The sequence below is a fragment of the Pseudomonas sp. FP603 genome, from assembly GCF_030687415.1.
GTDB classification, from domain to species: Bacteria; Pseudomonadota; Gammaproteobacteria; order Pseudomonadales; family Pseudomonadaceae; genus Aquipseudomonas; species Aquipseudomonas wuhanensis.
Window position 1 is genome coordinate 223,461 of the sequence record NZ_CP117431.1, and the last position, 14,929, is coordinate 238,389.

Here is a 14,929-nt window from a genome sequence, read left to right on the forward strand (position 1 = left end):
CGCTGGCTGACAGCGTGAACCGCCAACAGCGCCGGGAGAGGGATCTTTCTGGCTGAGCGTTATGGCAGCGCGGCAACAACCGACAGCTCGACCAGGATTTGCGGTTCGCACAGCTTCGATTCGACCGTCGCGCGAGCCGGGGCGACGCCTTTTGGCAGCCACTGGTCCCACACCGAATTCATGCCTGCGAAGTGCGCATCGATGTCTTTCAGGTAAATCGTCACCGACAGCAGACGGTTCTTGTCGGTCCCGGCCAGATCCAGCAAGCGCTCGATGTTGGCGAGGGTTTCACGGGTCTGCTGTTCAATCCCGGCGCTCATGTCATCGCCGACCTGCCCTGCCAGATACACGGTACTGTTGTGGACAACGATCTGGCTCATACGCTCATTGGTGAGCTGGCGCTGGATTGACATGTTTTGCGGACTCCTGAAATTTGTTGCCATAACGGGAAATATCGAGGCCTTCGGCGCTGATCTGTGGCGTTCTTTTCGCCATCAGGTCAGCCAGCAAACGACCGGAGCCACAGGCCATGGTCCAGCCGAGTGTGCCGTGGCCCGTGTTCAAGAACAGGTTTTTGAATGGCGTGGCACCGACAATCGGCGTGCCATCCGGGGTGGTCGGACGCAGGCCGGTCCAGAAACTCGCCTCGGCGAGATTGCCGCCCTGAGGATAAAGGTCGTTGACGATCATCTCCAGGGTTTCGCGTCGACGCGGGTTCAACGACAGGTCAAAACCGGCTATTTCCGCCATGCCACCAACGCGGATGCGGTTGTCGAAACGAGTGATCGCGACCTTGTAGGTCTCGTCGAGAATGGTCGACGTCGGGGCCATCGCCGGGTTGATGATCGGCACGGTCAGCGAGTAACCCTTGAGTGGGTACACCGGGGCCTTAATGCCCAACGGCTTGAGCAATTGCGGCGAGTAACTGCCCAGCGCCAGCACGTAGCGGTCGGCGGTTTCCAGCTTGCCGTCGATCCACACGCCGTTGATGCGATCACCGGCGAAGTCGAGGCGCTGAATGTCCTGGCCGAAACGGAATTCCACACCCAGTTTCGTAGCCATTTCGGCCAGGCGGGTGGTGAATATCTGGCAGTCGCCGGTCTGGTCGTTTGGCAGGCGCAAGGCACCGGCGAGGATGTCGGTGACACTGGCCAGGGCCGGTTCGACCCGGGCAATACCGGCGCGATCGAGCAGTTCGAACGGCACGCCGGACTCTTTCAGCACGGCGATGTCTTTGGCGGCGCCATCGAGCTGCGCCTGGGTGCGGAACAGTTGGGTAGTTCCGAGGCTGCGGCCTTCGTAGGCAATGCCGGTTTCGGCGCGTAATTCGTCGAGGCAGTCACGGCTGTACTCTGACAGGCGCACCATGCGCTCCTTGTTCACCGCGTAACGACTGGCGGTGCAGTTGCGCAACATCTGCGCCATCCACAGGTATTGGTCGATGTCGGCGGTGGCCTTGATCGCCAATGGCGCGTGACGCTGCAACAGCCACTTGATGGCTTTGAGCGGCACGCCCGGCGCGGCCCACGGCGAGGCATAACCCGGCGAAACCTGCCCGGCGTTGGCGAAACTGGTTTCCATGGCCGGCGCTGGCTGACGGTCCACGACCGTCACTTCAAAGCCGGCTCGTGCCAGATAATAGGCACTGGCGGTACCGATGACGCCGCTACCCAAGACCAGAACGCGCATTTTCATATCCCTCATCGCGGCTTACCGCTGACGTTTATTGTGCAGACCGAAGATGTGGGCAGTTTAAAAAAGATTAGCCAGTGCTTTTCACTATATAAGTGCCTATATTTGGCGACAATTCTCGGCAAAAACCCTTTTCACGGAGGCGCATCCCCTATGCGGACCAACACACAGACCAAACGTGAGCTGGACAAGATCGACCGCAACATCCTGCGGATCCTGCAAGCGGACGGGCGCATTTCCTTCACCGAACTGGGGGAAAAGGTCGGCCTCTCCACCACGCCCTGCACCGAGCGGGTACGGCGCCTGGAGCGCGAAGGGATCATCATGGGCTATAACGCCCGCCTGAACCCGCAGCACCTCAAGGGTAGCCTGCTGGTGTTCGTCGAGATCAGCCTCGACTACAAATCCGGCGATACTTTCGAAGAGTTCCGACGCGCGGTGCTGAAACTGCCCCACGTACTGGAATGCCATTTGGTGTCAGGGGACTTCGATTACCTGGTGAAAGCACGGATTTCCGAGATGGCCTCGTACCGCAAGCTGCTGGGCGACATCCTGCTCAAGCTGCCGCATGTGCGCGAATCCAAGAGCTATATCGTGATGGAAGAAGTGAAAGAGAGCTTGAACCTGCCGATTCCGGATTGAGGCTTTGTGGTGCATGTCCGGGCCCCATCGCGGGCAAGCCCGCTCCCACAGGTGTTGCGCCGATCTTGTGGGAGCGGGCTTGCCCGCGATGGGGTCGACTCAGTGAGTCTGACTTACGCAACAGTCAGACCAACACCTGTCGGGTAGAAGCCATGTACTCATGAATCTGCTTCTCGACCCGCGGATGGATCAGTTCCACCGGTCGCCGCCCGTTGGGGCATGGCAACGTCTTGGTGGTGCCGAACAGCCGACAGATCAACGGTCGTTCGTCATATACCGTGCAGCCGTTGGGGCCCAGATGGACGCAGTTGAGTTCATCCATCGCCGCATCCTGCTCGGCCCGGGTCTTGCGCGGCAGGCGGGACATTTCTTCGGGCGAGGTGGTCACCGGCCCACAGCAGTCATGGCAGCCGGGCACGCACTCGAAAGAGGGAATCTGCTGGCGCAGCGTGCGAATTTTCTGACTGTTGCAACTCATCGAAGCGGTGACCGAATGCGAAATAGACCGGGATTCTGACGCAAAAACCCCGATCCAGACAGCATCGACCGACCGGTGTTGCCCGGGTCCGAAGCGGCGGCTTATGCTCCGTCAACTTTTTCAAACACACGAACTCAGGATGACGCACATGAACGCCCCCGTTCAGCAACCTGCCCCGAGCCATCAACACGCGGCCTCTTATTACGCCGCCAGCAGCCTGCCGCAGCCCGATCTTGCGGTGCTCACAGGTGAGCTGGTTGCGGACGTGTGCGTGGTGGGAGGCGGGTTCTCCGGGCTGAACACCGCCCTCGAATTGGCCGAGCGAGGCTTGCGCGTGGTGTTGCTGGAAGCGCACAAGATTGGTTGGGGCGCCAGCGGACGCAATGGCGGGCAATTGATTCGCGGCGTCGGACATGGCCTCGACCAGTTCGCCAACGTGATCGGCGTCGACGGTGTGCGTCAGATGAAACTGATGGGCCTGGAAGCGGTGGAAATCGTCCGACAGCGGATCGAGCGTTTTCAGATCCCTTGCGACCTGACCTGGGGCTACTGCGACCTCGCCAACAAAGCTCACGACCTGGAAGGCTTCGCCGAAGACGCCACCGAGCTGCGCAGCCTCGGTTACCGTTACGAAACCCGTTTGCTGCAAGCCAATGAAATGCACAGCGTGGTGGGTTCCGATCGCTATGTCGGTGGCTTGATCGACATGGGCTCCGGGCATCTGCACCCCTTGAACCTGGCACTCGGCGAAGCGGCCGCCGCCCGGCAATTGGGCGCGAAGCTATTTGAGCAATCGGCAGTGACCCGTATTGATTACGGCCCCGAGGTCAAGGTACACACCGCCCAGGGCTCGGTTCGCGCGAAGACGCTGGTACTGGGTTGCAACGCCTACCTCAACGATCTCAATCCGCAACTCGGCGGCAAGGTGCTGCCCGCCGGCAGTTACATCATCGCCACGCAACCCTTGAGCGAAGAACAGGCCCACGCGCTGTTGCCGCAAAACATGGCGGTCTGCGATCAACGGGTGGCGCTGGATTACTACCGACTCTCGGCGGACCGACGCTTGCTGTTCGGCGGCGCCTGCCATTATTCAGGACGCGACCCGAAAGACATCGCCACGTACATGCGACCGAAGATGCTGGCGGTGTTCCCACAACTGGCCGGGGTGAAAATCGACTATCAATGGGGTGGGATGATTGGCATCGGCGCCAATCGCCTGCCGCAGATCGGCCGGCTCAAGGAACAGCCGAATGTGTATTACGCCCAGGCCTATTCCGGCCATGGGGTGAACGCCACGCATCTGGCGGGCAAGTTGTTGGCTGAGGCCATCAGCGGTCAGCAGAGTGGAGGGTTCGATCTGTTTGCCAAGGTGCCGCATATCACGTTCCCCGGCGGCAAACATTTGCGTTCGCCGTTGTTGGCGTTGGGGATGCTTTGGCATCGGATGAAGGAGTTGGTCTGATCGGTTAGTTGGCGTTCTTACGGGCCTCATCGCGGGCAAGCCCGCTCCCACAATGGTCGCTGGTATTCACAAGAATTGTGTTCACCGCCAATCCCTGTGGGAGCGGGCTTGCCCGCGATGAGGCCCGTAAGAGCGCCCTGGAACTCAAATCCGCCAAAACGATTTAAGCCCCTCCTCCAACGCCTGCTCCCGACTCAGCCCTACATCCCTCAACTGCTCCGGTGTCAGCGTCAGCAACGCCTTGCGCGTGTGCAGACGATGCCAGAACAGGCCCCAGCGACCCAGGCCAGACGGTGCGTTGCGCATGACCGCCTCGCGTGCGCCGTTTTTTTGCCCTGCCGCCAGTTCCTGACTGTGTAACGTCAGCCGCACATCGCTCAAGCCGTTCATTTTCGTCGCTCCTGTTTACTTGGGTAGCCAGAGCTTTCATGATGCGCGGACGGCAAAAAGCATTACAGATTCAACGATGGTGTATTAATTCCATACAGATTTTCCGTTTCAGCCTCTGAATCACATATTTTTGCCCCATCTGTACTGGTTAACCCAATCACCCATACCGAGACTGCGTCATGACCCTTTACGTCAACCTCGCCGAATTGCTCGGCACGCGTATCGAACAGGGCTTCTATCGCCCCGGCGACCGGTTGCCCTCGGTGCGGGCGCTGAGTGTCGAACACGGGGTCAGCCTGAGCACAGTGCAGCAGGCCTATCGAGTGCTGGAAGACGTTGGTCTGGCGATGCCCAAACCCAAGTCCGGCTACTTCGTGCCCGTGAGTCGCGAACTGCCAGAGTTGCCAGTGGTTGGCCGGCCGGCCCAGCGACCGGTGGATATTTCGCAGTGGGATCAGGTGCTGGAACTGATCCGCGCCGTACCGCGCAAGGACGTCGTGCAACTGGGTCGCGGCATGCCGGACATCACCACGCCGACCATGAAACCGCTGCTGCGCAACCTGGCGCGAATCAGCCGTCGTCAGGACATGCCCGGCCTGTATTACGACAACATCTACGGCACCCTTGAATTGCGTGAGCAAATCGCTCGCCTGATGCTCGATTCCGGCTGCCAGTTGAGCGCCAACGATCTGGTGGTCACTACCGGTTGCCATGAAGCGCTGTCCACCAGCATCCGCGCCATCTGCGAGCCGGGTGATATCGTCGCCGTGGATTCGCCAAGCTTTCACGGCGCCATGCAGACGCTCAAGGGCCTGGGCATGAAAGCCCTGGAAATCCCCACCGACCCGCTCACCGGCATCAGCCTCGATGCTTTGGAACTGGCGTTGGAGCAATGGCCGATCAAAGCCATACAGTTGACCCCCAACTGCAACAACCCGCTGGGCTACATCATGCCGGAGTCGCGCAAACGTGCGCTGTTGACGCTCGCACAGCGTTTCGACGTGGCGATTATCGAGGACGATGTGTATGGCGAGCTGGCCTACACCTACCCGCGCCCGCGCACGATCAAATCCTTCGACGAAGACGGCCGCGTCCTGCTCTGCAGTTCTTTTTCCAAGACCCTGGCACCGGGCCTGCGCATTGGTTGGGTCGCACCGGGCCGTTATCTGGAACGGGTGCTGCACATGAAGTACATCAGCACCGGCTCCACCGCGCCGCAACCGCAAATTGCGATTGCCGAATTTCTCAAGGCCGGGCACTTCGAACCACATTTGCGGCGGATGCGCACGCAATACCAGCGCAATCGCGACGCGATGATCGACTGGGTGACCCGCTATTTCCCCGTCGGCACCCGAGCCAGCCGTCCGCAAGGCAGCTTCATGCTGTGGGTTGAACTGCCGGAGGGCTTCGACACCCTGAAACTCAATCGGGCGCTGCATGATCAAGGCGTACAGATTGCTGTCGGCAGTATCTTTTCCGCCTCGGGCAAGTACCGCAATTGCCTGCGGATGAACTACGCTGCCAAAACAACCCCGCAGATCGAAGAAGCAGTACGAAAGGTCGGTGCGACAGCGATCAAACTGCTGGCGGAAACCGACTGACCTTTCTTCGGGGTGCGGCGTCCATATGCTAACCGCCACCACCCGGAATACGCTCCGTGAGAATCAGACAGCCCCTGCTTGCTCTTCTGTTACTCGCCTCGTTCCTGGGTGGCTGTACAACACTCAATGTCCCTCGCGAACCGAGTCAGGCCCTGCCGGCGGCCAATTCGGCGTTCGGCCGTTCGATCCAGGCACAGGCTGCCCCCCATCAGGGCCAATCGGGCTTTCGCCTGCTCTCCGATAGCGCCGAGGCCTTCACCGTTCGTGCCGAGCTGATTCGCAACGCCCAAAGCAGCCTCGATCTGCAGTACTACATCGTCCATGACGGCATCAGCACACGAATACTGGTGAGCGAGCTGCTCAAGGCCGCCGACCGCGGCGTGCGGGTGCGGATTCTGCTCGACGACACCACCAGCGATGGTCTGGACCGGATCATCGCGACTCTCGCCGCGCATCCGAAGATTCAGATCCGCGTATTCAATCCGCTGCACCTGGGCCGCAGCACCGTCGTTACGCGAACCATGGGCCGGTTCTTCAACCTGTCGCAGCAACATCGGCGCATGCATAACAAACTGTGGGTCGCGGACAACAGCGCGGCGATCGTTGGCGGGCGCAACCTGGGGGACGAATATTTCGATGCCGAACCCAACCTCAATTTCACCGACATCGACATGCTCAGTGTCGGCCCGGTTGCAGAGCAGTTGGGGCACAGCTTCGACCAGTACTGGAACAGCGCCTTGAGCAAGCCGATCGAGCAGTTTCTCTCGACCAAGCCGACAGCCAGGGATCTGAAAAACACCCGGACCCGACTGGACGAATCCCTGGAGGAAACGCGCAAACAGAATCACGCGCTCTATCAACAGCTGATGGCCTACACCACTCACCCGCGCCTGGATGTCTGGCGCCGGGAACTGATCTGGGCGTGGAACCAGGCGCTGTGGGACGCACCGAGCAAGGTACTGTCCAAGGGCGAGCCGGCTCCGCACTTGCAACTGACCACCCAGTTGGCGCCCGAGCTCAATGGGGTCAGCAAGGAGCTGATCATGGTCTCGGCTTACATCGTGCCCGGCGAACCGGGGCTGGTGTACCTGACCGGTCGCGCCGATGCCGGCGTGTCGGTGAGTTTGCTGACCAACTCACTGGAAGCCACCGATGTACCGGCCACACATGGTGGTTACGCACCCTATCGCAAAGCCTTGCTGGAGCACGGCGTGCAACTGTTCGAATTACGCCGCCAGCCCGGCGACAACGGTGACAGCGGCAGCGGACCGAGACTGTTTCACAGCAGGAGCAGCTCCTACCAAAGCTCCGACTCCAGCCTGCACAGCAAGGCGATGATTTTCGACCGACAGAAAGCCTTCATCGGCTCGTTCAATTTCGACCCTCGCTCGGTACTGTGGAACACCGAAGTCGGGGTACTGGTGGACAACCCACAGCTCGCCGGGCGGGTGCGCGAACTGGCACTGGAGGGCATGGCGCCCGCCCTCAGCTATCAGGCCCGGCTGGAGAAGGGTCAGATCGTCTGGGTCACCGAAGATGACGGCAAGCAGCACACATTGACCAAAGAACCGGGAGGTTGGTGGCGACACTTCAATTCATGGCTCAGCAGCATGGTTGGCCTAGAGAAGATGCTGTAGTCAGGAGTCTGGTGATCAATTGTGGCGAGCTCTCTGACCACAGACAAGCCCTCTCACCACAGGTTTGTGCAGCGCTCAGGCCGGTTCGGCAACCGTGCCAAACGCCCCTTGCCGCGACACCAGAATCACCAGCCCCAACGCGCCCGCCGCCATCAGTAACGGCAAGGCATGCCCGCTGATCCACTGGCTTCCGGCACCGGCTGCCAAGGGCCCGATCAGGCAACCAATTCCCCATAGCTGTGCGATGTGGGCATTGGCCCGCACCAGCGCATCGTCGCGATAACGCTCGCCGATCAGGATCAGCGACAAGGTGAACAAACCGCCGGCACTGGCGCCAAACAACACCCAAAGCGGCCAGATCAGTAGCGTGTCGATCAGCAATGGAATCGCCAGGCTCGACAGCAACAAGAGCATCGCACAGCCGGTGAATAGCGTACGCCGCGACAAGCGATCAGCCAGCGCGCCAATCGGCAATTGCAGCAAGGCATCACCCACCACCACCGTGCTGACCATCGCCAAGGCGATTTCCGTGGTGAAGCCCTGACGCAGACAATAGACCGGCAGCAAAGTCAGGATCATCGCTTCGAACGCAGCGAACAGCGACACTGCCCAGGCAATTGCCGGCAAGCCGCGGCAGAAGGTCAACAAATCACCGAGGGTTACGCTACAAGCTTCACTGGAGGGTGCGCCGCCGCGGCCCAGCAGCAGGAACGGTGACGTCATCAGCAAACCGACTCCGACCCAGAAGCCGTAATCGTGCTCGGTGCCCAACACACCCAACAGTAACGGCCCGGCCAGCTGACTCAGCGCATAGCTACTGCCATACAACGCCACCAGCCGACCGCGCCATTGCTCGACCACCAGTTGGTTGATCCAGCTTTCGCCGAGGATGAAGACGAGGGTCAGGATCACCCCGATCATCAACCGCAGCGCCAGCCAGACCGGATAGCTCGGCCACACTGCCAGCAAGCCGATAGATACCGCACCGGCCCACAGACACAGGCGCATCAGATTGGCCGTTCCAAGACGGGCCGCGAGGTGGCTGGAGATTTTCGCCCCCAGCAATACCCCAATGGCCGGCATTGCCGCCATCACACCGATCGCGAACGAGCCGTAGCCCCAGCCTTCCAGGCGTAACGACACCAACGGCATGCTGACACCCAAGGCCAGGCCAACACTCAAGACAGACGCCAACACGGCGAAATAAGTCGCCCAACGCATGTTCCACGCTCCTGTGGATATTTTATGTGCAGCGCAAAACACTGTGGGAGCGGGCTTGCCCGCGATGGCGTCTTAACATTCAACATAGAGGTTGGCTGTCAGATTGCTATCACGGGCAAGCCCGCTCCCACAGGGGATCTGTGTCCTTCAGAGCCCGATGTTCAATCGGGCTCCCTTACTGACTTACAACTTGATCCAGGTCGCCTTCAGCTCAGTGTATTTGTCGAACGCGTGCAGCGATTTGTCGCGACCGTTGCCGGATTGTTTGAAGCCACCGAACGGTGCGGTCATGTCGCCGCCGTCGTATTGATTGACCCACACGCTACCGGCACGCAAAGCCTTGGCAGTCAGGTGAGCCTTGGAAATGTCGGCGGTCCAGACCGCAGCGGCCAGACCGTAAGGTGTGTCGTTGGCGATCTGGATGGCTTCTTCAGCGCTGTCGAAGGTGATGACCGACAACACCGGACCGAAGATCTCTTCCTGAGCAATTTTCATCGCGTTGCTCACGCCATCGAAAATCGTCGGCTCAACGTAAGTGCCACCGGTTTCCTGAAGAATGCGCTTGCCGCCCACCACCAGTTTGGCGCCATCGGTGTGACCGGACTCAATGTAGGACAGCACAGTGTTCATCTGCTGGGTATCCACCAACGCACCGACATTGGTTGCCGGGTCCAGCGGGTTGCCCGGCTTCCAGGTTTTCAGGGCCTCGATCACCAGCGGCAGGAACTTGTCCTTGATCGAACGCTCGACCAGCAGACGCGAACCAGCGGTGCAGACTTCGCCCTGGTTAAAGGCAATGGCGCCGGCAGCGGCTTCGGCGGCGGCTTGCAGGTCCGGCGCATCGGCGAACACGATGTTCGGGCTCTTGCCACCGGCTTCGAGCCAGACGCGCTTCATGTTCGATTCGCCGGAGTAGATCAGCAGTTGCTTGGCGATCTTGGTCGACCCGGTGAACACCAGGGTGTCGACGTCGTTGTGCAGGGCCAGGGCCTTGCCGACGGTGTGACCGTAACCCGGCAGCACGTTCAGCACACCTTTCGGAATACCGGCTTCAACGGCCAGAGCCGCAATGCGAATGGCAGTCAGCGGCGATTTTTCGGAAGGCTTGAGGATCACCGAGTTACCGGTGGACAGCGCCGGGCCGAGCTTCCAGCAAGCCATCATCAACGGGAAGTTCCACGGCACGATCGCACCAACCACACCGACCGGCTCGCGAGTCACCAGCCCCAGTTGATCGTGCGGGGTAGCAGCGACTTCGTCGTAGAGCTTGTCGATGGCTTCACCGCTCCAGCTCAGGGCTTGCGCCGCGCCTGGAACATCGATGTACAGGGAATCGCTGATCGGCTTGCCCATGTCCAGGGTTTCGAGCAGCGCCAGCTCTTCGGCGTGCTGTTTCAGCAGGCCGGCAAAACGAATCATGGTGGCTTTGCGTTTGGTCGGCGCCAGGCGCGACCAGGCGCCGGTATTGAAAGTGGCGCGGGCGTTGTCCACGGCGCGTTGGGCGTCGGCGGCGTCACAGCTGGCAATCTTGCCCAGCAGACGGCCATCGACCGGGCTGATGCACTCGAAGGTCTCACCGGAGACGGCATCGGTGTATTCACCATTGATGTAGGCGCGGCCTTCGATCTTCAGATCGCGAGCCCGTTGTTCCCAGTCGGCACGAGTCAGGGTGGTCATTCGAGTGTCCTCCTCTTATTGAATACGAGTGCCCCGCGTTCTATGCGGGTGCTGTCAGGAATTCTGCCCGGCCAGCCTGCTTTTCGGCTCAAGGCAACCATTACCCTAAACCAGCGGCCGGTGAAGTTTCAATATATTTGACACAAGGCTGGCAAACGGCCTTGCGATGTTCATTTTAATAAACATAGACTTTCAATTTTCCAGCGCAATCACGGGGGAATACCAGCATGAGCATTCAGGACATCGTCGATTTCAGCCAGGCCAACACCCAGCCCGATCGTTATCGGCCCGACCCGGCGAAAGTCCTCAAGGGCGACCCCGAGCAAGCGGTGTACAACCACTACAACAGCCCGTGCGGCCAGATGAGTGCAGGTGTTTGGGAAGGCGAAGTCGGCCAGTGGCTAGTGAACTATACCGAGCACGAATACTGCGAAATTGTTCAGGGGGTTTCAGTGCTGCGCGACGGCGATGGCAACGCCAAGACCCTGCGCGTGGGCGATCGCTTCGTGATTCCGGCCGGTTTCAAAGGCACCTGGGAAGTACTGGAGCCGTGCCGCAAGATTTATGTGGTGTTTGAACAGAAGGCCTGAAAACTTGCGCTGTTTGAACCGGCCCCATCGCGGGCAAGCCCGCTCCCACAGGGATCTGTGTCAATCACAAAACCTGTGGGAGCATGGCTTGCCCGCGATGAGCCCTGACAGACAACACAAAACCCACAGGCAACAAAAAAGGCCCGTATCTCGCGATACGGGCCTTTTTCGTAAGAGGGAAAAATCAATTACTTGATTTTGCCTTCTTTGTAGATCACGTGCTTGCGAACAACCGGATCAAATTTCTTGATCTCGATTTTGTCCGGAGTAGTGCGCTTGTTCTTGTCGGTAGTGTAGAAGTGACCAGTACCGGCGCTCGAAATCAAACGAATCAATTCACGCATGATTAGCTCCCTTAGATCTTGCCAGCTTTGCGGATTTCGGCCAGCACGACAGTGATGCCACGCTTGTCGATGATACGCATGCCTTTGGCAGATACGCGCAGACGCACGAAACGTTTCTCTTCTTCAACCCAGAAGCGATGATGCTGCAGGTTCGGCAGGAAACGACGACGGGTTTTGTTGTTTGCGTGGGAAATGTTATTCCCAGTCACCGGACCCTTACCGGTAACTTGACATACTCTCGACATGCCTCAGCCCTCTAAAACCACATGCCCAACCCGGCATGGGTTGGCCGCTTAATCTCTCAGTCATTTGGCGCCAGGCGCCGCGTTTCTTTAGAGGTCTTACCGGCTACACCTACAGTGAAGGAACCGGGCCCCTAGAAAAGAGCGCTGCTTTATACCAGAAAGACTGAAGAGCAACAACATTCCGTGTGCGCGAACTTGATAAAATCCCCTTTTTCCGGGCGCCGGGCGCCTTGAATAAAGGCTGTCGTCGATTAAGACCGCTCGTCGCAGAGAATCGGCTAACCGACCGATTCCGGGTTTTCCTCGGCCCGCATCACCGAAAACAAGCGCACATAGTCCCCTTAAAACGAAAAAGGGGATAGTCATTTGCAAAAGAGCCCACTAGGGTAAGCCTTTTCCAGACTGCACTTGCAGATGGGCCTTCGATCTGTAAAGGAATCCGACCATGCGCCTCGCTGCCCTACCGCTGCTGCTCGCCCCGCTTCTACTGAGCCCACAGGCTATGGCTGCCGCCCTGAGCGTCTGCACCGAAGCCAGCCCGGAAGGGTTCGATGTGGTGCAATACAACTCGCTGACCACCACCAACGCCTCGGCCGACGTGCTGATGGACCGCCTGGTGGACTTCGACACCGCCAGCGGCAAAGTGGTCGCCAGCCTGGCGGACAGCTGGGAAGTCACACCCGACGGCCTGACCTACGTCTTCAAATTGCACCCGCAGGTAAAATTTCACCGTACCGAATACTTCAACCCGACGCGTGACCTGACCGCCGAAGACGTGAAGTTCAGCTTTGACCGCATGCTCGACCCCGCGAACCCATGGCACAAAGTCGCCCAGAGCGGCTTCCCCCACGCCCAGTCGATGCAGTTACCGGCGCTGATCAAGAAGATCGACGCATTGGACCCGCTTACCATCCGCTTCACCCTCGATCACCCGGACTCGACTTTCCTGCCCACCCTGAGCATGGGGTTCGCCTCGATCTATTCGGCCGAGTACGCGGACAAACTGTTGAAGGCCGGCACCCCGGAGAAACTCAACAGCCAGCCGATCGGCAGCGGCCCGTTCATCTTCACGCGCTTCCAGAAAGACGCCTCGATTCGCTACAAGGCCAACCCGGATTACTTCCGTGGTAAGCCATCGGTAGACCCGCTGATCTTCGCCATCACTCCGGACGCCAACGTGCGCTTGCAGAAATTGCGCCGCAACGAGTGCCAGATCGCCCTGTCGCCCAAACCGCTGGACGTACAGGCTGCGAAGCAGGAACCGACCCTGAAGGTGGAAAAGACTGACGCCTTCATGACCGCATTCGTCGGCATCAACAGCCAGCATCCGCCGCTGGATAAACCTGAAGTGCGACAGGCGATCAACCTGGCGTTCGACAAGGCCAACTACATCAAGGCCGTATTCGAAGACACCGCCGAGCCTGCCAACGGCCCATACCCGCCCAATACCTGGAGCTACGCCAAAAACCTGTCGGGCTATCCCCATGATGTCGAGAAAGCCCGGGCATTGATGGCCAAGGCCGGGCTCAAGAGTGGCTTCCAGACCACCATCTGGACTCGCCCCTCCGGCAGCCTGCTGAATCCCAATCCGAGCCTCGGCGCGCAATTGCTGCAGTCCGATCTGGCGGAAATCGGCATCCAGGCCGAAATTCGCGTAATCGAGTGGGGCGAGCTGATTCGCCGCGCCAAGGCCGGCGAGCACGACCTGTTGTTCATGGGCTGGGCCGGCGACAACGGTGACCCGGACAACTTCCTCACGCCGCAGTTTTCCTGCGCGGGGGTCAAATCCGGCACCAACTTCGCCCGCTACTGCAACCAGGATCTGGATAAGTTGATCAGCGCCGGCAAAACCACTGGCGAGCAAGGTGTACGCACCAAGCTCTACGAACAGGCCCAGGCGCAGATCCAGCAACAGGCGTTGTGGCTGCCACTGGCTCACCCGACTGCCTTTGCGCTGACGCGCAAGGATGTGCAGGGCTATCAGGTCAGTCCGTTCGGCCGGCAGGACTACTCGAAGGTTAACCTCAAGTAATCCGACCCGACAAAAAAACCTGTGGGAGCGGGCTTGCCCGCGATAGCGGACTTTCAGGCGACAACCATGTTGAATTTGCCGACGTCATCGCGGGCAAGCCCGCTCCCACAGGGACTTACTTAGCTCCGTATCCCTCGCTCACATCCACCCATACTCGGCCATGGACAGCGGATCGCCGTCACCGACGATGAAATGGTCGAGCACCCGCACATCGATCAGGTCCAGCGCCTCTTGCAGGCGCTTGGTCAGCATTCGGTCGGCTTGACTGGGGCTGGAGTTACCCGACGGATGGTTGTGACAGAGGATCAACGCTGCGGCGTTGTGGGCCAAAGCGCGTTTAACCACTTGTCTTGGATAGACACTGGTGCTGTCGATGGAGCCGCGAAACAGCACTTCAAAGGTCAGCACTTGATGTTTTGAATCCAAAAACAGACACCCGAATACCTCGTGAGGCTCGTGGCGCAGCATCGATTTCAGGTACTCACGGACCGCCTGCGGATTTTCCAGTGCCGATTTTTGGCGTGCACGTTCGGCCAAATGCCGCCTGCCCATTTCCTGTGCCGCTTGCAACTGAGCGAACTTCGCTGGCCCAAGTCCTAATTGCCTGCTGAACGCAGCCTGATCGGCCTCTAGCAGTGAGCGCAGGCTGCCAAACTGAGTCAGCAGATGTCGCGCCAGATCAACTGCGCTTTTACCCGATACGCCGGTTCTTAAAAAAATCGCCAGCAGTTCGGCGTCGGAAAGACTCCCCGAACCCAACTCAAGTAACCTCTCCCGTGGCCGCTCGGCCGCCGGCCAATCGCGAATACTCATAGCACCTCCCTGGAATGTGGGCGCCGCTGTTCCATAGCGGTCGCTGTGATATCGTAGCCCATCTTTTTTGCTGGCGAATTCATCCCTGGGGAGGGGGTATCGCCA

15 protein-coding genes are annotated in these 14,929 nt (G+C 59.6%); 6 read left to right on the forward strand and 9 right to left on the reverse strand.

What is annotated here, in order from left to right:
- Positions 1 to 59: 59 nt before the first annotated feature.
- Together PSH65_RS00985 and dadA are read right to left on the reverse strand one after the other, a co-directional pair.
- Positions 60 to 413 (reverse strand): RidA family protein, encoded by a 354-nt coding sequence (locus PSH65_RS00985; RefSeq protein WP_007894740.1) that lies wholly within the window; start codon positions 411 to 413, stop codon positions 60 to 62.
- Positions 385 to 1,689 carry a D-amino acid dehydrogenase gene (gene dadA, locus PSH65_RS00990; protein ID WP_305424537.1) on the reverse strand — a complete coding sequence of 435 codons (1,305 nt, stop codon included), beginning with the start codon at positions 1,687 to 1,689 and terminating at the stop codon, positions 385 to 387. The genes PSH65_RS00985 and dadA overlap by 29 nt, the downstream gene beginning before the upstream one ends.
- 156 nt (positions 1,690 to 1,845) lie before the next feature.
- Between dadA and PSH65_RS00995 the strand changes: the two genes are divergently transcribed.
- Complete coding sequence (locus PSH65_RS00995) at positions 1,846 to 2,334, forward strand: Lrp/AsnC ligand binding domain-containing protein (RefSeq protein ID WP_003206849.1); 489 nt, start codon at positions 1,846 to 1,848, stop codon at positions 2,332 to 2,334.
- A 124-nt stretch (positions 2,335 to 2,458) separates the two neighbouring features.
- On the opposite strand, the gene PSH65_RS01000 is transcribed toward PSH65_RS00995, so the two are convergent.
- A complete protein-coding gene (locus tag PSH65_RS01000) occupies positions 2,459 to 2,812 on the reverse strand; it encodes a YkgJ family cysteine cluster protein (protein ID WP_007894729.1) in 354 nt (117 codons plus the stop codon).
- A 148-nt stretch (positions 2,813 to 2,960) separates the two neighbouring features.
- Between PSH65_RS01000 and PSH65_RS01005 the strand changes: the two genes are divergently transcribed.
- The gene (locus PSH65_RS01005; protein ID WP_305424538.1) at positions 2,961 to 4,274 is read left to right on the forward strand and encodes an FAD-binding oxidoreductase; all 1,314 of its coding nucleotides are present in this window, start codon (positions 2,961 to 2,963) and stop codon (positions 4,272 to 4,274) included.
- A gap of 144 nt (positions 4,275 to 4,418) precedes the next feature.
- On the opposite strand, the gene PSH65_RS01010 is transcribed toward PSH65_RS01005, so the two are convergent.
- The gene (locus tag PSH65_RS01010) at positions 4,419 to 4,664 is read right to left on the reverse strand and encodes a DUF1127 domain-containing protein (RefSeq protein WP_305424540.1); all 246 of its coding nucleotides are present in this window, start codon (positions 4,662 to 4,664) and stop codon (positions 4,419 to 4,421) included.
- Between the two features lie 179 nt (positions 4,665 to 4,843).
- Here PSH65_RS01010 and PSH65_RS01015 point away from each other — a divergent pair, with 179 nt between their 5' ends.
- Entirely contained in the window at positions 4,844 to 6,265 is a 1,422-nt protein-coding gene (locus tag PSH65_RS01015; protein WP_305424541.1) for a PLP-dependent aminotransferase family protein, read from the forward strand.
- A gap of 56 nt (positions 6,266 to 6,321) precedes the next feature.
- The gene (locus PSH65_RS01020; protein WP_305424542.1) at positions 6,322 to 7,902 is read left to right on the forward strand and encodes a phospholipase D family protein; all 1,581 of its coding nucleotides are present in this window, start codon (positions 6,322 to 6,324) and stop codon (positions 7,900 to 7,902) included.
- Positions 7,903 to 7,977: 75 nt separating this feature from the next.
- Here the strand turns inward: PSH65_RS01020 and PSH65_RS01025 are convergent, their stop codons facing one another.
- Together PSH65_RS01025 and PSH65_RS01030 are read right to left on the reverse strand one after the other, a co-directional pair.
- Positions 7,978 to 9,123, reverse strand: coding sequence for an MFS transporter (locus PSH65_RS01025; RefSeq protein ID WP_305424543.1), 1,146 nt, complete (start codon positions 9,121 to 9,123; stop codon positions 7,978 to 7,980).
- A gap of 183 nt (positions 9,124 to 9,306) precedes the next feature.
- A complete protein-coding gene (locus tag PSH65_RS01030; RefSeq protein WP_305424544.1) occupies positions 9,307 to 10,800 on the reverse strand; it encodes an aldehyde dehydrogenase in 1,494 nt (497 codons plus the stop codon).
- 227 nt (positions 10,801 to 11,027) lie between these two features.
- Here PSH65_RS01030 and PSH65_RS01035 point away from each other — a divergent pair, with 227 nt between their 5' ends.
- The gene (locus tag PSH65_RS01035) at positions 11,028 to 11,390 is read left to right on the forward strand and encodes a cupin domain-containing protein (protein ID WP_038980750.1); all 363 of its coding nucleotides are present in this window, start codon (positions 11,028 to 11,030) and stop codon (positions 11,388 to 11,390) included.
- A gap of 188 nt (positions 11,391 to 11,578) precedes the next feature.
- Here PSH65_RS01035 and rpmG read toward each other — a convergent pair whose 3' ends face one another.
- Together rpmG and rpmB are read right to left on the reverse strand one after the other, a co-directional pair.
- Entirely contained in the window at positions 11,579 to 11,734 is a 156-nt protein-coding gene (rpmG, locus tag PSH65_RS01040) for a 50S ribosomal protein L33 (RefSeq protein WP_007894709.1), read from the reverse strand.
- Between the two features lie 11 nt (positions 11,735 to 11,745).
- Positions 11,746 to 11,979: a 50S ribosomal protein L28 gene (rpmB, locus tag PSH65_RS01045; RefSeq protein ID WP_007894701.1), complete on the reverse strand. Its 234-nt coding sequence runs from the start codon at positions 11,977 to 11,979 to the stop codon at positions 11,746 to 11,748.
- A gap of 445 nt (positions 11,980 to 12,424) precedes the next feature.
- Here rpmB and PSH65_RS01050 point away from each other — a divergent pair, with 445 nt between their 5' ends.
- Entirely contained in the window at positions 12,425 to 14,011 is a 1,587-nt protein-coding gene (locus PSH65_RS01050) for an ABC transporter substrate-binding protein (RefSeq protein ID WP_305424547.1), read from the forward strand.
- A gap of 138 nt (positions 14,012 to 14,149) precedes the next feature.
- Here PSH65_RS01050 and radC read toward each other — a convergent pair whose 3' ends face one another.
- Complete coding sequence (gene radC, locus PSH65_RS01055) at positions 14,150 to 14,824, reverse strand: DNA repair protein RadC (protein WP_305424548.1); 675 nt, start codon at positions 14,822 to 14,824, stop codon at positions 14,150 to 14,152.
- Positions 14,825 to 14,929: the final 105 nt, after the last annotated feature.

Coding starts and splice junctions, on each gene's coding strand:
- PSH65_RS01025 (WP_305424543.1), bottom strand. CDS start 9,123: ATGCGTTGGGCGACTTATTTCGCCGTGTTGGCGTCTGTCTTGAGTGTT.
- PSH65_RS01015 (WP_305424541.1), top strand. CDS start 4,844: ATGACCCTTTACGTCAACCTCGCCGAATTGCTCGGCACGCGTATCGAA.
- PSH65_RS01030 (WP_305424544.1), bottom strand. CDS start 10,800: ATGACCACCCTGACTCGTGCCGACTGGGAACAACGGGCTCGCGATCTG.
- PSH65_RS01005 (WP_305424538.1), top strand. CDS start 2,961: ATGAACGCCCCCGTTCAGCAACCTGCCCCGAGCCATCAACACGCGGCC.
- PSH65_RS01010 (WP_305424540.1), bottom strand. CDS start 4,664: ATGAACGGCTTGAGCGATGTGCGGCTGACGTTACACAGTCAGGAACTG.
- rpmG (WP_007894709.1), bottom strand. CDS start 11,734: ATGCGTGAATTGATTCGTTTGATTTCGAGCGCCGGTACTGGTCACTTC.
- PSH65_RS00985 (WP_007894740.1), bottom strand. CDS start 413: ATGTCAATCCAGCGCCAGCTCACCAATGAGCGTATGAGCCAGATCGTT.
- PSH65_RS00995 (WP_003206849.1), top strand. CDS start 1,846: ATGCGGACCAACACACAGACCAAACGTGAGCTGGACAAGATCGACCGC.
- PSH65_RS01035 (WP_038980750.1), top strand. CDS start 11,028: ATGAGCATTCAGGACATCGTCGATTTCAGCCAGGCCAACACCCAGCCC.
- dadA (WP_305424537.1), bottom strand. CDS start 1,689: ATGCGCGTTCTGGTCTTGGGTAGCGGCGTCATCGGTACCGCCAGTGCC.
- radC (WP_305424548.1), bottom strand. CDS start 14,824: ATGAGTATTCGCGATTGGCCGGCGGCCGAGCGGCCACGGGAGAGGTTA.
- rpmB (WP_007894701.1), bottom strand. CDS start 11,979: ATGTCGAGAGTATGTCAAGTTACCGGTAAGGGTCCGGTGACTGGGAAT.
- PSH65_RS01050 (WP_305424547.1), top strand. CDS start 12,425: ATGCGCCTCGCTGCCCTACCGCTGCTGCTCGCCCCGCTTCTACTGAGC.
- PSH65_RS01000 (WP_007894729.1), bottom strand. CDS start 2,812: ATGAGTTGCAACAGTCAGAAAATTCGCACGCTGCGCCAGCAGATTCCC.